23 protein-coding genes and 1 tRNA gene are annotated in these 24,198 nt (G+C 59.9%); 17 read left to right on the top strand and 7 right to left on the bottom strand.

Annotation, left to right across the window (positions count from 1 at the left end):
* Positions 1-72 precede the first annotated feature (72 nt).
* From thiO to GOB83_RS00760, 4 genes are read left to right on the top strand one after another with little or no spacing between them, the layout of a single operon-like run.
* Positions 73-1,041, top strand: coding sequence for a glycine oxidase ThiO (gene thiO, locus GOB83_RS00775; protein ID WP_086645873.1), 969 nt, complete (start codon positions 73-75; stop codon positions 1,039-1,041).
* A 20-nt stretch (positions 1,042-1,061) separates the two neighbouring features.
* Positions 1,062-1,259, top strand: a complete 198-nt coding sequence (thiS, locus tag GOB83_RS00770) for a sulfur carrier protein ThiS (protein ID WP_086645874.1) — start codon at positions 1,062-1,064, stop codon at positions 1,257-1,259.
* Between the two features lie 5 nt (positions 1,260-1,264).
* Positions 1,265-2,041, top strand: coding sequence for a thiazole synthase (locus GOB83_RS00765; RefSeq protein WP_165924968.1), 777 nt, complete (start codon positions 1,265-1,267; stop codon positions 2,039-2,041).
* Entirely contained in the window at positions 2,038-2,646 is a 609-nt protein-coding gene (locus tag GOB83_RS00760) for a thiamine phosphate synthase (protein ID WP_165924967.1), read from the top strand. The genes GOB83_RS00765 and GOB83_RS00760 overlap by 4 nt, the downstream gene beginning before the upstream one ends.
* A gap of 42 nt (positions 2,647-2,688) precedes the next feature.
* On the opposite strand, the gene recG is transcribed toward GOB83_RS00760, so the two are convergent.
* Entirely contained in the window at positions 2,689-4,836 is a 2,148-nt protein-coding gene (gene recG / locus GOB83_RS00755) for an ATP-dependent DNA helicase RecG (RefSeq protein ID WP_165924966.1), read from the bottom strand.
* Between the two features lie 68 nt (positions 4,837-4,904).
* On the opposite strand from recG, the gene GOB83_RS00750 reads away from it, so the two are divergent.
* Positions 4,905-5,234: an FAD assembly factor SdhE gene (locus GOB83_RS00750; RefSeq protein WP_086645878.1), complete on the top strand. Its 330-nt coding sequence runs from the start codon at positions 4,905-4,907 to the stop codon at positions 5,232-5,234.
* 50 nt (positions 5,235-5,284) lie between these two features.
* Positions 5,285-8,761: a transcription-repair coupling factor gene (mfd, locus tag GOB83_RS00745; RefSeq protein ID WP_165924965.1), complete on the top strand. Its 3,477-nt coding sequence runs from the start codon at positions 5,285-5,287 to the stop codon at positions 8,759-8,761.
* Between the two features lie 65 nt (positions 8,762-8,826).
* Here the strand turns inward: mfd and GOB83_RS00740 are convergent, their stop codons facing one another.
* On the bottom strand, positions 8,827-9,753 hold the full coding sequence (locus tag GOB83_RS00740; protein WP_194301229.1) for a hypothetical protein: 927 nt from the start codon (positions 9,751-9,753) through the stop codon (positions 8,827-8,829).
* Positions 9,754-9,818: 65 nt separating this feature from the next.
* Between GOB83_RS00740 and GOB83_RS00735 the strand changes: the two genes are divergently transcribed.
* Complete coding sequence (locus GOB83_RS00735; protein ID WP_165924964.1) at positions 9,819-10,799, top strand: bile acid:sodium symporter family protein; 981 nt, start codon at positions 9,819-9,821, stop codon at positions 10,797-10,799.
* Positions 10,800-10,850: 51 nt separating this feature from the next.
* Positions 10,851-12,326: a pyridoxal phosphate-dependent decarboxylase family protein gene (locus GOB83_RS00730; RefSeq protein ID WP_264802393.1), complete on the top strand. Its 1,476-nt coding sequence runs from the start codon at positions 10,851-10,853 to the stop codon at positions 12,324-12,326.
* Here GOB83_RS00730 and cobT read toward each other — a convergent pair.
* The 3 genes from cobT to GOB83_RS00715 form a co-directional block, all read right to left on the bottom strand.
* Positions 12,323-14,233 (bottom strand): cobaltochelatase subunit CobT, encoded by a 1,911-nt coding sequence (gene cobT / locus GOB83_RS00725; RefSeq protein ID WP_165924962.1) that lies wholly within the window; start codon positions 14,231-14,233, stop codon positions 12,323-12,325. The two genes, GOB83_RS00730 and cobT, sit on opposite strands and share 4 nt — an antisense overlap.
* A 29-nt stretch (positions 14,234-14,262) precedes the next feature.
* Positions 14,263-15,270, bottom strand: a complete 1,008-nt coding sequence (locus tag GOB83_RS00720) for an AAA family ATPase (protein ID WP_086645883.1) — start codon at positions 15,268-15,270, stop codon at positions 14,263-14,265.
* A gap of 66 nt (positions 15,271-15,336) precedes the next feature.
* Positions 15,337-15,948, bottom strand: a complete 612-nt coding sequence (locus GOB83_RS00715; RefSeq protein ID WP_086645884.1) for a J domain-containing protein — start codon at positions 15,946-15,948, stop codon at positions 15,337-15,339.
* Between the two features lie 51 nt (positions 15,949-15,999).
* On the opposite strand from GOB83_RS00715, the gene GOB83_RS00710 reads away from it, so the two are divergent.
* Entirely contained in the window at positions 16,000-16,338 is a 339-nt protein-coding gene (locus tag GOB83_RS00710) for a BolA family protein (RefSeq protein ID WP_086645885.1), read from the top strand.
* The gene (locus GOB83_RS00705) at positions 16,335-16,892 is read left to right on the top strand and encodes a LolA family protein (RefSeq protein ID WP_165924961.1); all 558 of its coding nucleotides are present in this window, start codon (positions 16,335-16,337) and stop codon (positions 16,890-16,892) included. The genes GOB83_RS00710 and GOB83_RS00705 overlap by 4 nt, the downstream gene beginning before the upstream one ends.
* Here the strand turns inward: GOB83_RS00705 and lipB are convergent.
* Positions 16,870-17,580, bottom strand: coding sequence for a lipoyl(octanoyl) transferase LipB (gene lipB / locus GOB83_RS00700; RefSeq protein ID WP_165924960.1), 711 nt, complete (start codon positions 17,578-17,580; stop codon positions 16,870-16,872). The two genes, GOB83_RS00705 and lipB, sit on opposite strands and share 23 nt — an antisense overlap.
* Before the next feature lie 74 nt (positions 17,581-17,654).
* Between lipB and GOB83_RS00695 the strand changes: the two genes are divergently transcribed.
* From GOB83_RS00695 to moaA, 4 genes are all read left to right on the top strand, one after another.
* A tRNA-Leu gene (locus GOB83_RS00695) sits at positions 17,655-17,740 on the top strand.
* Positions 17,741-18,074: 334 nt separating this feature from the next.
* Positions 18,075-18,959, top strand: coding sequence for a UTP--glucose-1-phosphate uridylyltransferase GalU (gene galU, locus GOB83_RS00690; protein WP_086645888.1), 885 nt, complete (start codon positions 18,075-18,077; stop codon positions 18,957-18,959).
* The gene (gene pgmG / locus GOB83_RS00685) at positions 18,959-20,368 is read left to right on the top strand and encodes a phosphoglucomutase/phosphomannomutase PgmG (protein WP_095348893.1); all 1,410 of its coding nucleotides are present in this window, start codon (positions 18,959-18,961) and stop codon (positions 20,366-20,368) included. The genes galU and pgmG overlap by 1 nt, the downstream gene beginning before the upstream one ends.
* Positions 20,369-20,510: 142 nt before the next feature.
* A complete protein-coding gene (gene moaA / locus GOB83_RS00680) occupies positions 20,511-21,527 on the top strand; it encodes a GTP 3',8-cyclase MoaA (protein WP_086645890.1) in 1,017 nt (338 codons plus the stop codon).
* Positions 21,528-21,557: 30 nt separating this feature from the next.
* Here the strand turns inward: moaA and GOB83_RS00675 are convergent, their stop codons facing one another.
* Positions 21,558-22,424: a methyltransferase domain-containing protein gene (locus GOB83_RS00675; RefSeq protein ID WP_165924959.1), complete on the bottom strand. Its 867-nt coding sequence runs from the start codon at positions 22,422-22,424 to the stop codon at positions 21,558-21,560.
* Between the two features lie 63 nt (positions 22,425-22,487).
* Between GOB83_RS00675 and GOB83_RS00670 the strand changes: the two genes are divergently transcribed.
* The 3 genes from GOB83_RS00670 (at position 22,488) to GOB83_RS00660 (ending at position 24,130) form a co-directional block, all read left to right on the top strand.
* Positions 22,488-23,270 carry a double zinc ribbon domain-containing protein gene (locus GOB83_RS00670; protein ID WP_165924958.1) on the top strand — a complete coding sequence of 261 codons (783 nt, stop codon included), beginning with the start codon at positions 22,488-22,490 and terminating at the stop codon, positions 23,268-23,270.
* A gap of 77 nt (positions 23,271-23,347) precedes the next feature.
* On the top strand, positions 23,348-23,608 hold the full coding sequence (gene grxC, locus GOB83_RS00665; protein ID WP_165924957.1) for a glutaredoxin 3: 261 nt from the start codon (positions 23,348-23,350) through the stop codon (positions 23,606-23,608).
* A gap of 42 nt (positions 23,609-23,650) precedes the next feature.
* A complete protein-coding gene (locus GOB83_RS00660) occupies positions 23,651-24,130 on the top strand; it encodes a DUF1178 family protein (protein WP_165924956.1) in 480 nt (159 codons plus the stop codon).
* Positions 24,131-24,198: the final 68 nt, after the last annotated feature.

Genomic DNA, 24,198 nt, shown 5'->3' with positions numbered 1-24,198 from the left:
GCCGAGTATGTTATAACACGCAGGTATCGCATTAAGGCGCGCATATCAGTCAGGAAGTGGAAAGCAGGGCTTATGAACGGCAAACCGCGCATTCTGGTAAAAGGTGCTGGTGTGGCGGGGCTGACCGCCGCCGTAACACTCGCGGAGCGTGGCGGGGTTGTAACCCTGTATGACTGCGCGGAGCGGGTCGGGGCTGGTGCATCGTGGATGGCGGGCGGCATGCTGGCCCCATGGTGTGAGGCGGAATCGGCCCCGGCGGAAGTTACTGCCCAGTCGGTCGATTCGGTGGACTGGTGGGCAACCCATGTTCCCGGTGTTGTGCGGCAGGGCAGTCTGGTGCTGGCCCCCGCGCGTGATGTGGGTGAACTGGCCCGCTTCGGGCGGCGTACTTCGCACTACGAAACCGTGGGTGAGGCTGACATTGCACGGTTGGAGCCGGACCTTGCCGGGCGTTTTCAAAAAGGCCTGTTTTTTGCGGATGAAGGGCATGTGGACCCACGCAAGGCTCTGCCTGCACTGGCCCATGCGCTGGAGCAGATGGGGGGGCAGGTTCTGGTGGCTCCCGAGCCAGCCCCGGATGAGGCCGGGTTTGACTGGGTGGTGGACTGCACGGGCCTGAGGGTAAGGGATCAACTCGACCACCTGCGCGGTGTTCGTGGCGAAATGCTGCTGCTCCATTGCCCGGATGTTATTCTGCACCGCCCCGTGCGCATGCTGCACCCACGTATTCCGGTTTACATTGTGCCGCGTGATAACCATGTGTTCATGGTCGGTGCGACCATGGTGGAAAGTGAGAATGCAGGCGGCATGACCGTACGCTCCATGATGGAGCTGCTCAATTCCGCATGGACCCTGCACCCCGGCTTTGCCGAAGCGGAAATTCTGGAAATGGGAACAGGCCTGCGCCCATCCTACCCCGATAACATGCCCCGTGTGGTGCGGCAGGGGCAGCATATTTATGTTAATGGCATGTACCGCCATGGTTTTCTGCTCTCCCCCGCTCGGGCACGGGAGGCCGCAGATCTGGTTTTTGGGTCCTAAACCCCAAGGAGTAATGCCCGATGAAAATAACCGTCAATGACGAGGCACAGGACGTGTCCGCCACAACCCTGGCAGGGTTAATTGATGAGCTGGGATACGCCGGTGCACGGATTGCCACCGCGCTGAATGGGCAGTTTGTGCCAAAAACCGAGCGCGAGCGTGCAGCACTCGCAGCCGGTGCGCGGGTGGAAATTGTCGCCCCCATGCAGGGGGGGTAAAAAGCATGACGGCGTTATTTTACGGGCAGGCACTCTCCTCCGCCCTTATGCTGGGCACAGCGCAGTACCCATCCCCCGAAATCCTGCGCGATGCCGTTCTGGCCGCGCGTCCGGGGGTGTTGACCGTATCCCTGCGCCGCGAGTCCGCGGGGGAGCGGGCCGGGCAGGCGTTCTGGTCTTTGGTGCATGAGCTGGGTGTGCCCGTTCTGCCCAACACGGCAGGGTGCCACACGGTCAAGGAGGCCGTAACAACCGCGCACATGGCGCGCGAGGTGTTTGGCACGGACTGGATCAAGCTTGAGGTGATCGGTGAGGCCGATACACTCCAGCCCGACGTGTTCGGGCTGGTGGAAGCCGCACGGATTTTGAACGAGGAAGGCTTTAAGGTTTTCCCCTACACCACGGAAGACCTTGTGGTGGCCGAGCGTCTGCTAGCCGCAGGGTGCGAGGTGCTTATGCCGTGGGGGGCGCCCATAGGCTCGGGCAAGGGGTTGAACAACCTGTTTGGCCTGCGGGCCATGCGGGCACATTTTCCCTCCGTGCCGCTGGTGGTGGATGCAGGTATTGGTGTGCCCTCCCACGCCGCTCAGGCGTTGGAACTGGGGTATGATGCCGTGCTGATCAACACTGCCGTAGCCAAGGCGGGGGACCCTGTGCGCATGGCGCAGGCTTTTGGTCTGGCTGTGCAGGCCGGTATGCTGGCACGTATGGCCGACCCGATGGAAGCGCGCGATATGGCTGCCCCATCCACCCCCGTTGCAGGAAAGGCATTTTTGGGATGAGCGCACTACCACAGAAGTTCTACCCGGTTGTGGATCACGCCCAGTGGGTCAAGCGCCTTGGCGCTGCGGGTGCGCGTTTTATTCAGCTACGGCTCAAGGACCTGCCGGAGGAGGAACTGCGCGCACAGGTTCGTCTGGCGCGCACATACGCGGCAGAGCATGACGTTTGTCTGGTGCTGAACGACTTTTGGCAGCTCGCGCTGGAGGAGGGAATTTCCTACATCCATCTGGGGCAGGAAGATCTGGATACGGCAGACATGCCGGCTATTCGCAAAGCAGGCCTGCGCGTGGGCATAAGCACGCATTGCCCGGAGGAACTGGAGCGTGCTCTGGGCCTGACCCCCGACTATGTGGCGCTGGGGCCGATATGGGAAACCCGGCTCAAAAAAATGGCGTTCGGCCCGCAAGGTGTGGACAAACTGCATGAGTGGAAGCAGCGTATCGGCACCATGCCACTGGTTGCCATTGGCGGCATAACGCTGGAGCGTGCGCCGCTGTGCCTTGCCGCCGGGGCGGATTGCGTTTCGGCCGTATCCGCCTTTACCCAGCACGCGGACCCGGAAGGGCAGGTCCGGGCATGGCTGGAGGCCACCACAGGCGTGTGATGCCAGCGGTGGCGCACCGCTTGCCCGCGTGGTGGGTGCGCCTTAACCGCCGCTAAAAATGCGGGAGGCATCCGCCTTGCCAAAAAGGGTAAGCAGCACACGGGCCGAGGCCGGGAGCCGATAGGTGCCGGTTGGTCTGGCCCCTGTGTCGGGCAGAATACGCTGGGCTTCGGCGTGGGCGGTGTCGAGCAGCAGGTCAACCAGAATTTCCGGGGCCATGCGGTATTCGGGTAGGCCCGACTGCCTGCGGCCTGTCGCTTCCCCCCCGCCGCGTAGGCGAAAGTCCTCATCCGCGATCAAAAAACCATCTTCCGTCTCGCGCAGGCAGGCTAGTCGGCGGCGGGCTGTCTGCCCCAGTCCGGCATCATGCAGCATCAGGCAGTAAGAGGCCTTGGCCCCCCGGCCCACGCGCCCGCGCAACTGGTGGAGCTGGGCAAGGCCAAAGCGTTCGGCATGCTCAATGACCATGATGGTTGCACTGGGCACATCCACCCCGACTTCGATTACGGTTGTGGCGACCAGAATACGGGTGCGGCCGTTGGCAAAATCCTGCAGGGCCTGTTCGCGCGTGTTTGTGTCCTGCCGCCCGTGGGCGATGCCCACCAGATCACCAAACCGGTCGATCAGAGCGGCCTGCCGGGCTTCGGCTGCCGCAATGTCGAGCGCTTCGCTCTCGGACACAAGCGGGCAGACCCAGAATATCTGTGCCCCGGCATCAAGGGCGCGGCTAATGCCGTCAAGCACATCGTCCATGGTGCTCAGGCTGTGCAGGGAGGTGCGGATAGGCTTGCGGCCAGATGGTTTGCCCTCCAGACGGCTGACCTGCATATCCCCAAACTGGGTGAGCAGCAGGGTGCGCGGTATGGGGGTTGCGGTCATGACCAGCATATCCGCCTTGTGGCCTTTTTCTACCAGTGTCAGGCGCTGGTCCACGCCAAAGCGGTGCTGCTCATCCACTACGGCCAGCCCGAGGTCTGCAAATTTTACGCTCTCCTGCACCAGCGCATGGGTGCCGACCACCAGCTTGGCTGTGCCGTCCGCCATATCTGCCAGAGCCTGCTTGCGGGCCTTGCCTTTGACCGAACTGCATAAAAACGCAACCGGCACGGGGGACAGGCGCGTAAAAGTTGCAGCATGCTGGCGGGCCAGAATTTCGGTCGGGGCCATAATGGCGGCCTGCGCGCCAGCCTCCACCGCCCGGAGCATGGCCAGCAGGGCAACCAGTGTTTTGCCTGCCCCCACATCACCTTGCAGGAGCCTGCTCATGCGGTGGGGGGCGGCCATATCGGCCTCTATCTGGCGCAGCACATGCGCCTGCCCGTGTGTGAGCGGGTGCCCAAAGGCGGCAAGAGCCTGTTGTTGCAGGTGCCCATTGCCCTGCATGCTACGGCCGGGGCGGCTACGGATGGCCTGCTGGGCAATACGCATGGCAAGCTGGTCGGCCAGGAGTTCGTCACAGGCCAGACGGGTCTGTGCGCGGGAGCGTTCTGCCTGCCAGTTGGTGCCTATGTGGCTGTCGGGAATACTGTCTGGCCTGTGCATCCATGTGAGAGCGGTGACAAAATCGGGCCAGTTTTTTTGTGCAATCAGGGCTGGGTCATGCCATTCGGGCAGGTCCGGAGGGAGCAGGGCCAGCGCTGTGGTCATGGCTTGGCGGACCTGCCCGGCAAACAGGCCCGCAGTCAGCGGCCAGACCGGGTCCAGCAGGGGGATGCGCTCAATCTGGCGGGCGGGAAGCAGGTAGTCGGGCGAGGTCATGCACAGCCGCTCACCAAACCGTTCGATTTTGCCCGATACGGCAATCTCCGCTCCGGTGGTGGCCTGTTTGGCCTGCCATGGGGAGAAAAAAGCAATTTCCAGCAGCCCGGTCCCGTCCGAGAGTGTGGCCCGCCACGGTTGGCGTGTGCGCGGGGCAGGGGCGCGCAGGTCCTGCACCGTGCCGCAAACTGTTGCAATTGTGTCAGCCCTGAGTTGTGCCACAGATGGGCGCAGCCGCCTGTCCGTTACACTTTCGGGCAGGCAGAACAGCAGGTCCGTGACCCGGGACCCACCGGCAATTCTGGCCAAAAGCCGCGAGCGGGCGACATTAACGCCGCTCAGGCTGTCGAGCGGGGCGGTCAGGGCCTGCAGGGCAGGCACGTTTGCCCATTGCGGAACCGAAGCGGATGTGAAGGATGGGGGGCTGGACACGGACGGTATACAGGCCTCTGTTTGCAGGCTGACAGACAGGAACAGCCCCGGTATAGGACAGCAACGCCATGCAACACAATTTTACAACGTCTTCGCACACGCTTCCCTCCAATGCACCTGCCGGGGAGGAAGAACCTCTGGCGGCCCGCCGTCGGCGGCTCAAGTTCCGTGCCAACCATCGCGGCACGTTTGAGACCGATATTCTGATCGGTGGTTTTGTGGAGGATACAGCGGATAGCCTGAACGCCGCAGAACTGGCGGACATGGAATCCATACTCGAAATGCCCGACCCCGACCTGACCGACTGGCTGTTTGGCCGTCTGCCCTTGCCGGAGGAAAAAGCAACCCCCATGTTGCGGCGCATGGTTGAGGCATGCCGCGCAAGGTGCGGAAAATAAAATTTTCTTTCCGTAAGGGAAGAGCAGGCAGGACAAGAGAAACAGGGCCTATGACAGCAAACACAGGTGCAGCACCAGACCGTCGGATTGCCACTATTTGGGGCGTGCCGGAGGGGTACGATGCCCTTTTGCTTGCCCGGCGCGCGCGTGAGCATAAGGGGCCTTTGCTGCACATAGCCCGCAACGATGCCTCCATGGCGCGGCTGGCCGAAACGCTGGCTTTTGTTGCGGCCGATGTGGACGTGCTGCGTTTTCCCGCATGGGACTGCCTGCCATACGACCGGGTTTCGCCCAACCCGACAATCGTGGCCGAACGGGTGGCCACACTGACCCGCCTGCTCGAACCCTCGGGGGGTAAGCCGCGCCTTGTGCTGACCACGGTTAACGGCGCAATCCAGCGCGTGGCTCCGCGCAAGACCTTCAAGGGGCAGTCTCTCACTATCCGCACGGGGGAAAGCCTTGACCAGTCCCTGCTGATCGAACTGCTGATCGCCAATGGCTACACCCGTACCGATACGGTGATGGAGGCAGGGGAATTTGCAACACGCGGCGGTATTTTTGACCTGTACCCCGCAGGTGCGCCCGAGCCTGTACGCCTTGATCTGTTTGGGGATGAGGTGGAGAACATCCGCGCCTTCGACCCCGGCACCCAGCGCTCGACCGACAAGCGGGACGGGTTGGTGCTCTGCCCGGTTTCGGAATTTTCGCTCGATGCGGCCAGTATTTCCCTGTTCCGCACCGGCTGGCGGGATGCGTTTGGCCCCGCCGCGGCGTCCGACCCCCTGTACGAACATATTTCCGACGGACGGCGCTACCCCGGAATCGAACATTGGCTGCCTCTGTTCCATGAGCAGATGGAAACCCTGTTCGACTACCTACCCGGTGCCGCACTCTCGCTCGATTATCAGGTGGAAGACGTTCTGGCCGCCCGGCTGGATATGATTGCCGACCATTATCAAGCCCGCAAAATGCCGGTGCGGGAGGGGGAAACACCTTACCGCCCGTTACCACCACACCTGCTCTACATGGACCTTAAAGGGTGGGAAGCCTCCATTGCCCGCCTGCCTGCCGTGGCATTCAGCCCCTATGCGCAGCCTGATGGTGCGGAGGGCATGGATGTGGGCGGCAGACCGGGAAAAATGTTCTCCAAGATCGTGCCGGGTGCGCAGCGCGAGCAGGTGTTTACCCTGCTGGGCGAGCAGGTGCGGGAATGGGCGCAGGTTAAACGCCGGACCTATGTGGCCGCATGGAGCAAAGGCTCGCGCGAGCGGATTGGCGTGCTGCTGCGTGAACACGGTGTGGCGACAGATACGTTTGAGACATGGGAGCAGGCGAGCAAGGCCAAGGCTGGCCCCGTAGGGCTGCTGACCCTTGGGTTGGAACGTGGGTTTGTGGCCGAGGATGTGGCGTTTGTATCCGAGCAGGACCTGCTGGGCGAGCGCATAGGCCGCCCACCACGCCGCCGCCGCCGCGCAGATGAACTGATTGCCGAGGCCAGTGAACTGTCTGCGGGGGATCTGATTGTTCATCAGGACTACGGCATAGGCCGGTATGACGGGCTGGAAACAGTGAGCGTAGGCGTGGCCCCGCATGACTGCCTGCGCCTGTTGTACGATGGTGGGGAAAAGCTCTACCTGCCGGTAGAAAATATTGAACTGCTCAGCCGGTTTGGCTCGGATCAGGCCGGGGTATCGCTCGACCGTCTGGGCGGGGTCGCCTGGCAGAACCGCAAATCGCAGATGAAAAGCCGCATCCGCGATATGGCGGGTGAGCTTATTCGCACCGCAGCGGCCCGAGCGCTCAAGGAGGCGCCTGAACTGCTCCCGCCCGAAGGAATGTGGGACGAGTTCTGTGCCCGCTTCCCCTTTGTGGAAACAGAGGACCAGTCCCGTGCCATTACCGATGTGCTGGAGGATATGTCCTCCGGCCGCCCCATGGACCGGCTGGTGTGTGGGGATGTGGGCTTTGGCAAAACTGAGGTTGCCCTGCGGGCTGCGTTTGTTGCCGCCATGTCCGGCGGGCAGGTGGCCGTGGTTGTGCCCACCACCCTGCTGGCCCGCCAGCACTACCGTACTTTTGCCGCGCGTTTTGAGGGCTTCCCCATCAAGGTGGCCCAGCTTTCACGCATGGTAACAGGCAAGGAAGCCACGGAGGTCCGCAAGGGGCTGGCCGATGGTAGCGTGAATGTGGTGATCGGCACCCATGCTCTGCTGGCCAAGACAATCAAGTTCGCAGCCCTCGAACTGCTGATTATTGATGAAGAGCAGCACTTTGGCGTCTCGCATAAGGAAAAGCTGAAGGCCCTGCGTGAGGATGTGCATGTGCTCACCCTCTCCGCCACACCTTTGCCCCGCACACTCCAGCTCTCGCTCTCCGGTGTGCGGGAGATGAGCCTTATTGCAACGCCGCCTACGGACCGCCTTGCCGTGCGGACCTTCATTATGCCGTTTGACAGCGTGGTAATCCGCGAGGCCATTCAGCGTGAGCGCTTCCGCGGCGGGCAGATTTTTTGCGTAGCCCCCAGAATTGAAGACCTGGACCAGCTGGCTGAACGCCTGAGCAGCATTGTACCCGATGCCCGGCTGGTACAGGCCCACGGCCGCCTGTCCCCCACGGAGCTGGAACGGGTGATGACCGAGTTCTCCGATGGGCAATACGACATCCTGCTCTCCACCAATATTGTGGAAAGCGGGCTGGATATGCCTGCGGTTAACACGTTGATCATCCACCGGGCCGATATGTTTGGCCTTGGCCAGCTTTACCAGCTCCGTGGGCGTGTGGGGCGTGGCAAGCAGCGTGGCTACGCGTACCTCACATGGCCGCAGACACACACATTGTCCGCTTCGGCGGAAAAGCGGCTTGAGGTCATGCAGACGCTCGACACACTGGGTGCTGGCTTTACGCTGGCCTCGCACGATCTGGACCTGCGTGGTGCGGGCAACCTGCTGGGGGACCAGCAGTCCGGCCATGTGCGTGAGGTGGGCATTGAGTTGTACCAGCAGATGCTGGAAGACGCCGTAGCCGACCTGCGTAGCGACAAGGGGCGGAGTACGGAAAACGACCGGGACTGGACCCCCAATATTGTTATGGGGCTGCCCGTCCTTATCCCCGATGCATATGTGCCTGACCTGCCAGTGCGTCTGGGACTTTACCGTAGAATCAGTGCTCTGGCGTCTGATGCTGAGCTGGAGGCTATGGAGGCAGAACTGGTGGACCGTTTTGGCACGGTTCCCGAGGAAGTTAAAAACCTGCTCGATATTGTTGATCTTAAAAGACTTTGCAGGCAGACGGGCGTGGAGCGGGTGGAGGCTGGCCCCAAGGGTATGGTGCTCCAGTTCCGCAACAACAGCTTTGCCAACCCCGGTGGCCTTGTGCAGTGGATGGGCCGCTGGAAAGATGGGGTGGTCCGTCTGCGGCCAGACCATAAAATGGCTGTTGTGCGGGAATTGACCAACGTGCAGCGGATTGACCTTGCCCGTAAGGTGCTGCGTGAACTTGCTAACCTGTGTGAGCGTGAAATGGCCTGACGGAATACCCCACCAGTTGAGTGCCCAGTGCCCTCCGCACGGAACAGCCCGTACGGAGGGTGTGGTTATTTGATGGGTAGGGGAAAACCGTTAACTGTAAGAACGCCACCTTCCCATGTGGTGTCCCACGTATTCTGCTCGCCCGCGCGGTGGCTGACCAGCCTGCCCAGCACAAGGCCTGCGGCCAGTTTCATCTGATGTGCAGCGCGGGCTTTTTCTATCAGTTCCTCCAGATTGGAAATTTCCAGATGTCCGGAGGCGGATGTGGCTGCAACATCCCCTGTTAGCGTGGCCTGACCATGCCCCTGAAGTTTGACCGTGCCTTCGGATGCTTCAAAGCTGCTTATGGTGGCGTGCACAGCGGGGGCTGCAGTACTCCGCCCGCCTATGGCGCTCATAAGTGCTGGCAGTTCCGATGTGGGGAGCGAAAACGCCGCATGGGCCTCAGTGGGCAGCAGTTGCTGGTTAAGCACGTTGTGGAAGGATAACCCGCTCATGCTCAGGGTTGCTGCACTGGTCCGCGGGGTGGCGGCACCCTGAATCTGGTAGTGCGCCATTGTGGCGTTGACGTGTGCTGCACCCTGTTCAACCGTGGCGTTGTTCCATGTCAGGTCATAATGCCCGCCGGACTGGAGGCTGCTGGTCACCAGTCTGCCCTGTTCCATAAGCCACTGGGTGCAGGCTGCATTGTGGTGCCCGGTCATGGCGGAAACCAGCAGCAGGGATGCTGCCTGCGCCAGATCCTGCGTGGCTTCCGGGCTGGATGCCTGACCGGTAAAGACCAGTTTTTTAACATGCAGGCTGGTTGTGCCGCTGGGGGCGCGTACGCTCAGGTCATGGTAAATCAGGCCTTTGGGTGTGTCTTCCTCCGCGCTGGCGCTTACGGTTGCGCATGCGGTGGGAGGGGCGGCTAGGGCGGTTTCTGCGGTGGCGATGGTGCAAAGACTCACGACCCCGAGAAGATGGAGGGAAAAAGGAGAGTTCTGCTTCATTTCATCATGAAGGTGCCGTAAGTAAAAATTGCAGGCAACAAGATTATCATGGAAGAGCCCCAACCGTGCGCTTTTTGAAAATTGACCCCTTTTTGCTGGGGCTGCTGGCCTCTGTTCTGCTGGCAACGCTTGTGCCGTGCCATGGGGCCGCGGTGCCGGTTTTTCACTGGCTGTCTGTCGGGCTGATTGCGCTCATGTTTTTTTTGCAAGGTGCGCGCCTGTCACGCAAGGCCGTGCTGGATGGTATGGTGGCATGGAAGCTGCACCTGCTTATCCTGAGCTGCACGTTTGTCCTGTTTCCGCTTTTGGGGCTGGCAGCACATGCCCTGTTCCCCGGTCTGTTGCAGCCGGATATATGGATGGGTGTGCTGTTCCTGTGCTGCCTGCCTTCCACGGTACAGTCCTCCATTGCGTTTACCTCCATCGCGGGGGGTAACGTGCCTGCCGCCGTGTGTGCGGCCACGGCGTCCAACGTGTTTGGTATTTTTATTACCCCCGTGCTGGTGGGGCTGGTGCTGAGCCAGCACGGCCAGACCACAGGTAACCCGCTGGATATTGTTTACCAGCTTCTGCTTCCGTTTATTCTGGGGCAGGTGTTGCAGCCATGGCTTGGGGCATGGGCGCACCGGAACAAGAAAATCCTGTCTTTTTCCGACCGGGGTTCGGTTCTGGTCGTTGTTTATGCGGCTTTTAGCGATGCAGTCATGCAGGGGCTATGGCACCGCCTGCCCATGGCCGAGCTGGGCATGATTGCCATTGCGGATTCAGTTCTGCTGTTCAGCGTGTTGGGCCTGACCATTTTTGGCGGCCGCCTGATTGGTCTGCCCCTGAAGGACGAAATTGCCGTAGTGTTCTGCGGCTCCAAAAAAACGCTGGCATCTGGTGTGCCCATGGCCAACGTTCTGTTCCCGCCTGCCTCCGTGGGGGTTATTGTTCTGCCGCTCATGCTGTATCACCAGATTCAGCTTTTTGTCTGTGCCGTGCTGGCCCGCAGGTTTGCCCGGCTCAGTCAGGAGCACGATCATGCATCCACAACGCCAGCGTAGCAGTCTGGCGAGGGCGCATTTGTTGATATTATGCAAGAGGAGAGCAAGGTTGTGGCGGGTCTGGATCCTGAAGACTGGGAAGAACTGAAAGCTCAGGGGCACCAGATGCTGGATGATATGCTGGAAAATATCCGCCATGTCTCGCAAGGCCCCGTCTGGCAACCTATGCCTGCTTCTGTGCGCGAGGGGTTCAGGGATGCCCCGCTCCCTGCCAGTGGGCAGGAACTGGGGGCACTGTACGAGCAGTTTACACAAACCGTGCAGCCCTATGCCGTGGGCAACCGGCACCCACGCTTTATGGGCTGGGTGCATGGGGGGGGCACCGCACAGGGTATGCTGGCGGATATGCTGGCCGCAGGGCTAAACGCCAATCTGGGCGGGCGTGATCATGCACCTGTAGAAGTCGAGCGGATGGTTATCCGCTGGGCCGCGGAAATGTTCGGTTTTTCCCGCGAAGCCACGGGGCTGCTGGTAACCGGCTCCTCCATGGCCAACTTTATTGCCATCCTGACCGCCACCCGCAATGTGAGCGGAGGGCAGGACCTGCGGCAGCAGGGTGTTGGTGGCCGTAGGCTGGTGGGTTATGCGGGTGAGAGCGCACATGGTTGCGTAGCCCGTGCGTTTGATATGGCAGGACTGGGCGAGCAGGCCTTGCGCCGTGTGCCAATGGACAGCGCATTCCGTATGGATCTGGCAGCCCTTGAGCGCATGATTGTGCAGGACAGGGCCGCCGGGTTTGAGCCGTTTCTGGTCGTTGGTACGGCAGGAACAGTGGATACGGGCAGCATTGACCCGCTGAATGCACTGGCCGATCTGGCTGCGCGGGAGGGGCTCTGGTTCCATGTGGATGGGGCTTTTGGTGCGCTGGCAAAGCTTGCACCTGACCTGGCCCCTTTGCTTGCTGGTCTGGAACGGGCCGATAGTCTGGCCTTTGATTTTCATAAATGGGCACAGGTTCCATACGATGCAGGCTGCGTGCTGGTGCGTGAGCCGGGCAGGCAGGCGGCGGCTTTTGCGCAATCCCTCGCATATCTCTCACGCGAGGATAGGGGGCTTGCTGCGGGTGCCCCATGGTTTTGTGATCTGGGGCCGGATCTCTCACGCGGGTTTCGGGCACTCAAGGTCTGGTTTGCGCTGGCAGGGTTTGGCACCCAAAAGCTGGGGCAGGTAGTAACCCAGTCCTGTGCACTGGCGCAGGAACTGGCACGGCAGGTGCAGGCCACGGCCCAGTTGCAACTGCTGGCACCTGTAACGCTGAATGTTGTGTGTTTCCGTGTGGCGGCACCTGATGTGGAGGACCTTGACCGTTTGAATGGGGAACTGGTCAAGGACCTGCAACTGAGCGGCGTAGTCGCGCCATCCACCACCCGGATCGGGGGTGTGCTGGCTATTCGTGTGGCACTGGTTAACCACCGCACGACCAAGGCAGATATTGCTATTCTGCTTGACGCCATACATTCCTTTACGGAAGTACGCTTGGCGCATGCGAAGATGATGAAAGAACTGGCGGATACGCCGCAGGCTTAAGCCCGCTTGCGCATCCGCTTTTCATCAAACAGGGCGGAAAGGGACTGGAGCATGGTTCCGCCCAGTTCCTCCGCATCGGTAATGGTAACGGCCCGCTGATAATAGCGGGTCACGTCATGGCCAATACCTATGGCGCTCAGTTCCACCGGGCTGCGGTTTTCAATCATGCCGATCACCTCGCGCAGGTGGTCCTCCAGATAGGAGGCCGGGTTGACGGACAGTGTGCTGTCATCCACTGGAGCGCCGTCCGAGATCACCATAAGAATCTTGCGGGCCTCGGGCCGGCTTTTAATACGTCGCCATGCCCAGAGCAGGGCCTCGCCGTCTATGTTTTCCTTCAGCAGCCCTTCACGCAGCATCAGGCCCAGATTGGTGCGTGCGCGCCGCCACGGTGTGTCCGCACCTTTGTAAACAATGTGGCGCAGGTCGTTCAGGCGGCCGGGGTTTTCGGGCTTGTTGTTCTGTACCCAGAGTTCGCGGCTTTGCCCGCCTTTCCATGCGCGGGTGGTAAAGCCCAGAATTTCCACTTTTACACCGCAGCGTTCAAGCGTGCGTGCCAGAATATCCCCGCAGGATGCGGCAACGGAAATGGGGCGACCGCGCATGGAGCCGGAATTGTCGATCAGCAGCGTGACCACTGTATCGCGGAACTCCGTGTCTTTTTCCTGCTTGTAGGAAAGAGACAGGCGCGGATTGACCACAATGCGCGACAGCCTGCCTGCATCCAGCATGCCTTCTTCCAGATCAAACGACCAGGAGCGGGTCTGCTGCGCCATAAGGCGGCGCTGGAGCCGGTTGGCCAGACGGGAGACAACTCCGTGCAGCGTGGCTAATTGCAGGTCCAGCTGGTGCCGCAGGCGGGAGAGTTCCTCGGGGTCGCACAGGTTTTCGGCCAGAATTTCTTCATCAAAACTGGTGGTGTAGGCGTGGTAGCCTTTGGCGGTCTGGCCCGGTTCTATCTCTTTACGGTTGCCCGGTCCTGCGGCATCCCCCGTGCCTTCGGCAGAGCCGGATTCCTGCTCTACCTCTGGGGTATTGTCGGCTGCATCCGCACTGCCCGCCATAAGCTGGGGTTCGGACACCGCATCGGACATATCCGGTGCCGCGCCGGAGGTTTCGTCCTCCTGCTCGGGGGGGGGCTGTTCGCTTTCATCCTCGTTGGTGTCTGGCGCATTGCCCGAGTTTTCGTCCTCTTCCTCCTGATCAGAGAGGGAGTCGTCATCGGTTAGTGCGCAGGCGGCGAGCAGTTTGCGGGCCGTGCGGGAGTAAGCTTTCTGGCTATCCTGGTCAGCGGCCAGCGTGTCCAGTGCGGCCAGTGCATCTTCGGGCAGGCTCTGCTTCCACTGCTCCATAATGGCACGGGCTGATTCGGGCAGGGGTTCGCCTGTCAGCTTTTCACGTGCCAGAAGTTCCAGCCCTACAACGGGGGAAAGCTGGGCGGCATCGGTCATATGATCCAGACCAGCAGCGCGGATTTCCTGCTCCAGCCTGTGGCGCAGGTTGGCGGCAACGCCTTTCATGTGGCGGGCCCCTACGGCTTCCACACGGGCCTGCTCCAGTGCGTCATACACTTCGCGGGCAATGGTGTCTGCCGGTCGGCGTGCGGCGTGCAGGTCAAAATCGTGGTGTTTCAGCCGCAGGGCCTGTGCGTCTGCCGCACCACGCAGGCGCTGTGCTTCTTCCTCATTCAGGTTGAGGGAGGGGGAGGAGAGGCGAATTTTCTCCCCCAGACTGATCGGGGCCATGGGCATGTTGCCGCTATGGAAGGAGACATTGGTCTCCTTCCGCCCGCCAAGGGCGCGTAGCGTTGCCTCGGTTGCCTGTTTAAAGGCATCGGCCCGTTTTTCCGCCTCCTCGCGGGAGAGGCGGATGGACGGGTTGCCCGTGTTGCTTGCCTGATCAGCCATAACGCCCCCTGTCTGTTAGATTATTTTTGTCAGGCAGGGCGCTTGGGCAGGGGGCTGCTGTTAAAACAACGCTGGTAATATTCCGCCACCATGCCGCGCTCGGCCTCGTCACACTTGTTGAGGAATGTTACGCGGAAGGCAAAAGCCAGATCCTTGAAAATAAGGTCATTTTCTGCCCACGCGATAACCGAACGGGGGGACATGACGGTGGACAGATCCCCCGCCATGAAGCCTGCGCGCGTCAGCCCGGCCAGAGCCACCATATTGCCAATTTTTTCACGCTCGGCCTTGTCGTCCGCCGCAATGCCCAGACGGGAGCAGACAATGCCGACTTCCTGCGCATGGGGCAGGTAGTTGAGCGAGGTTACAATGTTCCAGCGGTCCATCTGCCCCTGATTGATCTGCTGGGTGCCATGGTACAGGCCAGTAGTATCGCCCAGCCCCACAGTGTTGGCCGTGGCAAACAGGCGGAACCACGGGTTGGGGGTAATGACGCGGTTCTGGTCAAGCAGGGTCAGCTTGCCCTCGACTTCCAGAATACGCTGGATAACGAACATGACATCCGGCCGCCCGGCATCGTATTCATCAAACACCAGTGCGCAGGGGCGTTGCAGGCACCATGGCAGCAGCCCTTCCTGAAACTCGGTGACCTGCTGGCCATCCTTGACCACAATGGCATCCTTGCCCACCAGATCTATGCGCGAAACGTGGCTGTCCAGATTGATGCGGATACACGGCCAGTTCAGGCGCGCTGCAATCTGCTCCACATGGGAGGATTTGCCCGTACCATGGAAGCCCTGCACCATAACGCGGCGGTTAAAGGCAAAGCCTGCCAGAATGGCCAGCGTTGTATCGTGGTCAAACAGGTAGGCCGTATCAATCGGGGGGACATGCTCGGTACGCAGGGAGAAGGCGGGAACCTTCAGGTCGGAATCGATCCCGAATACCTCACGGACGCTGACTTCCGTATCCGGTACGGAAACCGCCGAAATGGGCGGAAGATCAAGAGCTGCTGTCTGGGGGCTGGAATCCGTCATGATTATCCGTCTGATCGTAAGGGGTTCAAAACAAAACCGGCGGGCATACCGGAGCAGGATACATGATCAGCCTGCTTTTTCGAGTTCTTCCGTCTGCAGATGTGCCTTCACAATAGTAAAGGCAACGTTGATCTTTTTCAGACGTTCCTCAGCCGCAAGGTCCCCCTGATTGGTATCAGGGTGATGTTTGCGGGCAAGGGCGCGGTAATGCGTTTTGGCATTTGCCAGCGTAACCGGCCAGTCCAGCCCCAGAACGGCGAGTGGTTCGCGCAGATGGGCAGGAATCCGTGGTTCGGCCTGTGCGCGGGCCCGGTCGGCGCGGGCGCGGCGGTTCTGGCCCAGTATGTCCAGCGGGTCCAGAATATCTTCTTCGTTCGGCATGGTGCGTTTGCTCTGGCCCGGACCCTGGCCAAACGTCCATGTTGGCCGGTCCCAGCTTATATCGGCCCGCAGATGTGCTTCTATCTGGCCGGGAGACATGCCTTTGTAATAGTCCCATCGTGCATTGTATTCACGCACATGCTCCAGACAGAACCAATAATACTGGTTCAGGCTATCGCGGGAGCGGGGCGCGCGGTATCCTGCCGGGCTTGTGCAGTCCGGCATGTCGCAGCAGCGCTGCGGCGCGTTGGGATCAGGATCAAACGCGCGGGGACGGGTGTTCCTTCGCTTCATCATTCATCGTTATTTGCGTTGCAAATGCTTTGGTCGCAAGAGGTGAGTTGCCATATGACCAGTCTTTCAGGCCCAACATCATCCTCCATATCGGGTGCCACGCGCGCCGTGCGGGTACGCAAAGTGCTGGAAACAGCGCTTTTTCCGACCAGATTGGACATACAGGACGAAAGCCACCGCCATGCCCACCATGTGGAGCAGACGCGCGGCCCCAATGCCGGTGCGACGGAAACGCACTTCCGCCTTTATATTGTCTCACCTGTGTTTGAAGGCATGAGTCGCGTTGCACGCTCACGCAAGGTGCATGACCTGCTGGCCCCCGAACTGGCCGATGGCCTGCACGCACTGGCGCTAACCCTGCGCACCCCGGCGGAAGAAGAGGCAACTGTATGAGCAAGGGGGTCTTCAGCCGTCGTTCCCTGTTTGCCCTTGCGCCACTTGTGCTTGCCGCCTGTGCAACGCAGCAGGTGGGGGGAGGGCCACAAAACGCCACGGTCAACCGGGTGGAGGCATATTTCCGCACGGTTAACCTGCAGGATGCACCGTTTACGCAAATATGGCCCAATGGTGCCAGTGGCAGCGGGCTGATCACCTACCGCCCCGGTTACCTGGACATGCGCTTTACCACCCCGCATGAGATGGAACTCAAAGCATCCGAGCGTTCAGCCGTGTTTACGGATGCAGCTAATGGGTCGGTCACTCATATCGGGCTGGGCCATAGTGCGTTGGGAATGTTGTTGAGCAACCCGGTGCGCCTGTCTGGCCCGGTTATGGTTTCCGACGTTCAGCAGCAGCGCGGCCTTGTCCAGATTTCGCTGACCAGAGCGGATAATCCCTCGCAGGGGTTGGTCACGCTCCGGTTCAGGGACGAACAGGGCGTTTTAAGCCTGTATGACGTGCGTATTCTGGATGCGCAGCGCAAGCTTACGCAAATTCGACTGGACTAGGTGCCAGCTCAACAGGTGTCAGGGCAGATGGCGTGCTGCCAAATACGGTGTGCCACGCTGCTGCCAGAGCAAGGTCCAGGTCCTGCATACTGGCTTTGATGCCCAGTTTTTCAAAACTGGTCACGCCGTATTCCCGAATCCCGCAAGGTACAATGCCATCAAAGTCAGGCAGGGCAGGGGCCAGATTAATGGCTACGCCATGCCAGCTTACCCAGCGGGAGACGCGGACACCTATGGCCGCAATTTTTTCTTCTATCCCTGTCTGCGGGTTGGTAACCCACACGCCCACCCGGCCTTCCCGCACTTCTCCACGCAGGCCAAAACTGGCGAGTGCGGTAATAATCCACGCTTCCAGCGCCTGCACATAGGCCCGCAGGTCGCGCGCGGGGGTGTTGCCATGGGCGCGTTGCAGGTCAAGCATGACATAGGCCGTGCGTTGGCCCGGCCCGTGGTAGGTCCACTGTCCGCCCCGGCCGGCATGGTAGGTGGGGTACCCTGCTGGGTTGAACAGGTCCTCCGCCTTGGCAGATGTGCCGGATGTGTACAGGGGGGGGTGTTCAAGCAGCCATACGCGCTCGGCGGCCTCTCCCGCCCTTATGTCTTTGGCAATCTGTTCCATTCTGCTCAGGGCCGCAGGGTAAGGCACCAGTTTTTTGCTTATTTCCCATAAAATTTGTTCTTTGGTCATTGCCGCCTGCTTATGGTTCGGTTATAGGGCTTCCTAACACACGGTATCGCCTTTTTTGATACCGTTTGTCACGTGCGGTCGTGGCGGAATGGTAGACGCGCAAGCTTGAGGTGCTTGTGGGGGAAACCTCGTGGAAGTTCGAGTCTTCTCGACCGCACCATTTTCTTTCATGACAAAATGTTATGTTATGGACGGCAAAAGGCTGACGCCTTGAGCCGTTTTTTTTCGTTTGCACGCGTTTTTTCTGCAAATTAGGCGGAAGTTGTCATATTCACGCCGTTCTTTTGCGGTCTGTTGCGGTGTAGAAGCATGGTTGTGATTATGTAAAAAAGACTATGCAATCGGCCACGGATACAAGGCACAATGTCAGCTAGCACTGTCGGCCGCCTTGATCTTTTTCCGGCGCAGGCGGGTATTGGGGTGGATGCCTCCATGCTTTGGCCAGGTCAGGTCGGATGGTCTCAGGTTTAACTTGATTTAAAGGTGTTATATTCGTGTCCAATCCCAAGCCTTTACGTAAAGCAGTCCTGCCAGTTGCGGGGCTGGGAACGCGCTTTTTGCCTGCCACCAAGGCCATGCCAAAAGAAATGCTGCCGGTCGTGGACAAACCCCTTATCCAGTACGCAATTGATGAAGCACGCGCCGCAGGCATTGAGGAATTCTGCCTTATTACCGGCCGCGGCAAAGATTCCCTGATCGACTATTTCGATATTGCCTATGAGCTGGAAAGCACGCTCAAGGAACGCAACAAGGTTGATTGTCTGGAGGCGCTGGAACCCAGCAGCATTCAGGCCGGCTCGCTTATTGCCGTGCGCCAGCAGGAGCCGCTGGGGCTCGGGCATGCCATCTGGTGTGCGCGCTCCTTTATTGGCAACGATCCGTTTGCCATCCTGCTTCCTGACGACATGGTGATGTCGCAGAAAGGCTGCCTGAAGCAGCTGGCTGAAGCCTATTACGAAACCGGGGGCAACGTGGTTGCCGTGTCCGAAGTGCCGCGTGAGCATACCAACCGCTACGGTATTCTGGACATTGGCAAGGATGATGGCCGCCTTGTGGAAGTTAAAGGGCTGGTTGAAAAACCCAAACCTGAGGATGCGCCGTCCAACCTGTCCATTATCGGGCGTTATATCCTGACCCCTGATGTCATGCCGCATCTGGCCAAGCTGGAAAAAGGTGCTGGTGGTGAAGTGCAGCTGACAGATGCCATGGCCAAAACCATTGGTCACGTGCCGTTCAATGGCCTGCGGTATGAAGGCGTGCGTTACGATTGCGGTAACAAGCTCGGCTTTCTGGAAGCCCAGATCGCCTTTGCGCTCGAACGCCCTGAACTGGCTGAAGGCGTGCGCGAATTCCTCAAGAAGTATGAGGGGCAGAACTAATGTCTTTTGCGCATGACTTTGAAGCAACAAGCCTGCGGGAATACGATATTCGCGGCATTGTTGGCAAAACACTGAGCGCTGAAGATGCGTTTGCCATCGGCCGCACATTTGGCAGCCTTGTCCGCCGTAATGGCGGCAAAACGCTGGTGGTCGGGTATGATGGCCGCCTGTCTTCCCCCATGCTGGAAGAAGCCCTTGTAAAAGGAGCTCTGGAGTGTGGTCTGGACGTAACCCGCGTTGGGCGTGGGCCTACCCCCATGCTGTATTATGCATCAGCCACGCTTAATGCGGATGGTGCCATTATGGTGACGGGTAGCCACAACCCGCCCAACTATAATGGCTTTAAAATGATGCTGGCGGGCAAGCCGTTCTTTGGTGCCCAGATCCGTGAACTCGGGGATCTGTCGGCTAAGGGGAATGTGGTCGCGGCAGAACAGGGCACCGTACGCACGATTGATGTGCGTGATGACTACGTCAAACGCCTTGTAAAGGATTATGACGGCGGCACGCGTAAGCTCAAAATTGTCTGGGACAACGGCAACAGCTCCGCAGGCGAAGTGCTGGAAAAAATGGTCGCGGCCCTGCCGGGCGAGCATATTGTGCTCAATGCCGCCATTGATGGCACATTCCCTGCCCACCACCCGGACCCCACGGTTGCCAAAAACCTTGAGCAGCTTATTGCCGCGGTAAAGGACAACCACGCCGATCTGGGCATTGCCTTTGATGGGGATGCAGACCGAATCGGGCTGGTGGACAATAAGGGCGAGATTTTGTGGGGCGACCAGATTCTGGTTCTGCTGGCGCGGGATGTGCTCAAAAGCCATTCCGGGGCAACCATTATTGCCGACGTCAAAGCCAGTCAGGTGCTGTTTGATGAGGTCGCACGCGCTGGCGGCAAACCGCTCATGTGGCGTACGGGGCATTCGCTCATTAAGTCCAAAATGGCGGAAACCGGCTCCCCGCTGGCGGGCGAAATGTCCGGGCACATCTTCTTTGCCGATAAATGGTACGGGTTTGATGATGCACTTTACGCCGGTGTGCGTGTGCTTGGCATTGTAGCGCGGTCCACAGAATCGCTTGCCGCATTCCGTGAGGCCCTGCCTGCAACGCTTTCCACGCCGGAAGTCCGCTTTGACTGTGATGACCACCGCAAGTTCAAGGTGATTGAGGAAGTTGCCGAACGCCTGCGTAAAGCTGGCGCTGACGTGTCCGAAATTGATGGCGTGCGTGTTAACACAACCGATGGCTGGTGGCTGCTGCGGGCATCCAACACGCAGGCGGTGCTGGTTGCCCGTGCAGAAGGGCGCGACAGCGCAGGACTGGAACGGCTGAAGGATGCTCTGGTGGAGCAGCTTGAGCACTCCGGCCTCTCCAAACCTGACTTTTCAGGTAACAACGCGGGGCACTAACCTCCGTTTTTTCAACTTGCCTGCTGCATACGGCCCGCTTAAAGCGGGCCGTATGTTTTTTAAGAGCAGGGTGCTGTTTCTGCTGCGCCGGGGTGCTCTTTTGCATTTAAAGCCGTCGAGGTTTCTGATATAAAGTGTACCTATGTTGTCCTCTTTAACGGACCCCGCCGGAAGGCGGATTTCCTACCTCCGTCTTTCTGTAACCGACAGATGCGACATGCGGTGTGTGTACTGCATGTCCGAACAGATGTCGTTTTTGCCACGGGCGGATGTTCTGGATTTTGAGGAACTTCTGCGTCTGAGCCGGGTCTTTGTGCTCCATGGCGTACGCAGGCTGCGCATTACGGGGGGCGAGCCCCTTGTGCGGCGTGACATCGGGCTTTTCTTCAAGGAACTTGGGACATGGCTGCGCCACCCAGAGCAGGCGGGGCGGCTGGATGAGCTGACACTAACCACCAATGGCAGCCAGTTGGCGCATTACGCTCCCATTCTGGCGCAGGCTGGAGTCCGGCGTGTGAATGTCAGTCTGGATTCTCTGGACGAGCAACGTTTTGCCAAGCTGACCCGCCGGGGCAGGCTGGCCGCAACGCTGGAAGGTATCCGCGCTGCCCGTGCAGAAGGGCTGGCCGTGCGTATTAACACCGTGGCCATGGCGGGTGTGAATGATGATGAGTTTGATGCCCTGCTCGCCTGGTGCGGAGAAATCGGGGCCGACCTCTGCCTGATAGAAACGATGCCGATGGGGGAAACAGGGGAAGACCGTGCCGCGCAGTACCTCTCGCTCGACGCGGTACGGCGGAGCCTGTCTCAACGCTGGACGTTAGAGCCTCTGGCCTACCAGACCGGAGGGCCCGCGCGTTACGTGCGGGTGGCGCAAACCGGGCAGCGTCTGGGCTTTATTACGCCCATGAGCCACAATTTTTGCGCGACCTGCAACCGCGTCCGCCTTTCCTGCACCGGGCAGCTTTATACCTGCCTTGGGCAGGAGGAGGGGGTGGACCTGCGCCACCTCATGCGCGAGGGGGCAACAGATGCTGCACTGGAAGTGGCCATACAGCAGGCCATAGCCCGCAAACCCGTAGGGCATGATTTTCTGCTGGATGGGCAGACAGGTGCTGTATCCGGCCCGCAAAGGCATATGAGCGTAACCGGGGGCTAATCTCGGCCCGGCTGGGTTGTGGGGGCGAGATTAAGCGGATGGTTCCTGCGGGTTCAGGGCATCATGCAGGGAGTGCTGGAACTGACCGGGCTGTAAGGGTACAGGTTGGGTTGGAGCCGGTGCCCAGCCGGATAAAACAGCCATATGCAGGGGCATGGCAAAGCTGTCTGCCCCCGTTTTTTCCAGCTCGGCTGCGGCAGCAGCAAACATCATGCGTGGTGGTATGGTGCGTGTACGCTGGGTCAGGGCATTTGTCTCACCCGCAGCACGCAGGTCGGCCATAAGCGCGCTGAGCGAGCGGTAGCGCAGGTCCAGACATTCGGTATCAATAACAGGTAGGGCAAATCCGGCCCGCTGCATAAGCTGCGCACAGCTCTGCTGCGTGGGAAAAGGTGATACACGGGGCGATACGCCATCGCACACCGCCAGTTCGGCGGCTTCCAGCGCCGTGCGCAGGGGGCGCAATGTGGGGAGTATGGGCATGCTGGCCAGAAAAAGCCCATCGGGCCGCAGAACATGCCGGATCTGGGCAAAAACACCGGGCAGGTCGTTCACCCAGTGTAGGGACAGATTGGCAATGACCAGATCAAAGCTATGCGGGGCAAACGGCAGCCATTCCTCATCCGCACAAACACGCATTTCTCCGGAGCGGGTGACGAGTCTGGGGGAGAGGTCCATGCTGGTAGTGGCAATGCCCCGCGCAGCAAGGCGCGGGCTAATGGCACCACGCCCGCCTATATCCAGTGCCGCGGAAAAACTGCGCACCATATCGTCCAGTCGGTCGAGCAGCAGGTCGGCGGTAATGTCCAGCACAGGCATAATGCCATCCAGCCTGCGTGCCGCACGGTCCCTGTGCTGCCTGACGGCTTTGCGGTCAAAAATAACAGGTGTATTCATAAAGGCAGATGTGCGCGTATCCACACTTTTTGCCAAGCCGCCAGCCATGACAAACCTGTGTTTATGCTAGGCGCGCGCGTTGTGGCGCAACTGCGCGCCCTTGGGCAAATGGGGTTGGGGGTTCTTTACCCGCCAGCCTGCCTGCATTGTGGGGCGGATGTTGCGCAGCATGGCCTGCTTTGCGCCTCCTGTTTTGCGCATGTGCGGGTTGTTGTTGCGCCATTTTGCAAGGCGTGTGCTGTACCGCAGGTAAGTGCCGCAATGCTGGGAGTGAATGATCTGTGCCCGGCATGCGAGCGGCATCCTCCCGTATGGGGGCAGGCCCGTGCGGCTTTTATTTATGAAAGCGTGGCAAGGGAGCTGATTTTAAAGCTTAAATATGCCGATCAGACGGAAAACACATCTTTTCTGGCCCAGCAGATGGTGCGGATAGGGCAGGATATTGTGTGTGGTGATGCGCTGGTGGTGCCCGTACCCGTGCATCGCTGGCGGTTGTTCAGGCGGCGTTATAATCAGGCAGCGTTGCTGGCGCACGGTGTGGCCAAACTGGGCGGCCTGCATTGCCTGCCCGATGCTCTGGTTCGTGTCCGCTCCACGGTGCCTCTGGCGTCCTTTTCCCGTCAGGCGCGGCGGGATGAGGTTGCTCAGGCCATGAGTGTCCGTCGCACGCGTGCACACAGGGTGCGGGGGCGTGATATTGTGCTGGTCGATGACCTGCTTACAACAGGCGCGACTGCTACAGCCTGCACCAATGCCCTGTTACAGGCGGGTGCGCGCAGTGTCAGCCTGCTGGTGGCCGGGGTCGTGCCCGCCCGCCCGGAGGTGGATATTGACCAACCCGGCTAGACAAGGCGCATGAAGCCCATAACATGGCCCGGCAAAAGCTGATTGAATCCATAACCCGGAACCAGTAAGGACAATCTATGCCTGAAATCAAAATCTATACCCAGCCCGGTTGCCCCTACTGCATGCGTGCAGTTGCCCTGCTGGAGAGCAAAAACATTCCGTTTACCGAGATCAATGCCCCACGTGGCACGCCCGAGCGGGACGAGGCCATAAACCTGTCCGGTGGGCAGACAACCGTGCCCCAGACCTTTGTGGATGGCAAAGCCCTTGGCGGGTGTGATGACCTGATGCGGCTTGAACGTACGGGCCAGCTGAATGGCCTGCTCGGGCTGGGCTGAGTATTCATAACGACCAAAGGGTATCTGCCAGGGTAATACACTATGATCTGCTATCGTCTGCGTTGCGCCCATGACCATGTGTTTGAAGGCTGGTACAAAGACAGCAGTACATTTGCCATGCTCAGGCAGAAGAACCTTTTAAACTGCCCCGAATGTGGCACGTCCAGCGTGGATCAGGCCCCCATGGCTCCGGCCATTGTGGGGCGTGCGCCTGAGCGTTTGCCACAAAGTGATCCCACCCCCACACCAGATATGGCAGCGCCCCCGGCGCCCGCAGCAGGCCAGATACCTCCCGGCCTGCCGGATGCCATGCTGAGTGCCCTGCGTGACGTACGGCGCACAATTGAAGAGAATTGTGAAAACATGGGCAATCGATTTGCCGATGAAGCCTTGCGCATTCATTATGGCGAAGCCCCCGAACGCGGGATTTACGGTGAAATGTCCCAGTCCCAGAAAGAAGAGCTGGAAGAAGAAGGGGTTGCGTTCCAAAACGTGCCCTGGGTGCGGGATACGGATAGTTGAATGTCTGGGCTGACCATATACAAATGGGGGTGGTGCGTAAGAAGGTGATCCCCCACATCTTGGAGGGC

The sequence above is a fragment of the Acetobacter fabarum genome, assembly GCF_011516925.1.
Classification (GTDB): Bacteria; Pseudomonadota; Alphaproteobacteria; order Acetobacterales; family Acetobacteraceae; genus Acetobacter; species Acetobacter fabarum.
The sequence above is the reverse complement of the archived record's forward strand: the minus strand, read 5'-3'. Positions and strand labels throughout refer to the sequence as shown.

Coding starts and splice junctions, on each gene's coding strand:
- grxC (WP_165924957.1), top strand. CDS start 23,348: ATGCCTGAAATCAAAATCTATACCCAGCCCGGTTGCCCCTACTGCATG.
- GOB83_RS00670 (WP_165924958.1), top strand. CDS start 22,488: ATGCTAGGCGCGCGCGTTGTGGCGCAACTGCGCGCCCTTGGGCAAATG.
- pgmG (WP_095348893.1), top strand. CDS start 18,959: ATGTCTTTTGCGCATGACTTTGAAGCAACAAGCCTGCGGGAATACGAT.
- GOB83_RS00720 (WP_086645883.1), bottom strand. CDS start 15,270: ATGACGGATTCCAGCCCCCAGACAGCAGCTCTTGATCTTCCGCCCATT.
- GOB83_RS00760 (WP_165924967.1), top strand. CDS start 2,038: ATGAGCGCACTACCACAGAAGTTCTACCCGGTTGTGGATCACGCCCAG.
- moaA (WP_086645890.1), top strand. CDS start 20,511: ATGTTGTCCTCTTTAACGGACCCCGCCGGAAGGCGGATTTCCTACCTC.
- cobT (WP_165924962.1), bottom strand. CDS start 14,233: ATGGCTGATCAGGCAAGCAACACGGGCAACCCGTCCATCCGCCTCTCC.
- thiS (WP_086645874.1), top strand. CDS start 1,062: ATGAAAATAACCGTCAATGACGAGGCACAGGACGTGTCCGCCACAACC.
- GOB83_RS00710 (WP_086645885.1), top strand. CDS start 16,000: ATGACCAGTCTTTCAGGCCCAACATCATCCTCCATATCGGGTGCCACG.
- thiO (WP_086645873.1), top strand. CDS start 73: ATGAACGGCAAACCGCGCATTCTGGTAAAAGGTGCTGGTGTGGCGGGG.
- GOB83_RS00715 (WP_086645884.1), bottom strand. CDS start 15,948: ATGATGAAGCGAAGGAACACCCGTCCCCGCGCGTTTGATCCTGATCCC.
- GOB83_RS00750 (WP_086645878.1), top strand. CDS start 4,905: ATGCAACACAATTTTACAACGTCTTCGCACACGCTTCCCTCCAATGCA.
- mfd (WP_165924965.1), top strand. CDS start 5,285: ATGACAGCAAACACAGGTGCAGCACCAGACCGTCGGATTGCCACTATT.
- GOB83_RS00740 (WP_194301229.1), bottom strand. CDS start 9,753: ATGAAGCAGAACTCTCCTTTTTCCCTCCATCTTCTCGGGGTCGTGAGT.
- lipB (WP_165924960.1), bottom strand. CDS start 17,580: ATGACCAAAGAACAAATTTTATGGGAAATAAGCAAAAAACTGGTGCCT.
- GOB83_RS00675 (WP_165924959.1), bottom strand. CDS start 22,424: ATGAATACACCTGTTATTTTTGACCGCAAAGCCGTCAGGCAGCACAGG.
- GOB83_RS00765 (WP_165924968.1), top strand. CDS start 1,265: ATGACGGCGTTATTTTACGGGCAGGCACTCTCCTCCGCCCTTATGCTG.
- GOB83_RS00660 (WP_165924956.1), top strand. CDS start 23,651: ATGATCTGCTATCGTCTGCGTTGCGCCCATGACCATGTGTTTGAAGGC.
- GOB83_RS00705 (WP_165924961.1), top strand. CDS start 16,335: ATGAGCAAGGGGGTCTTCAGCCGTCGTTCCCTGTTTGCCCTTGCGCCA.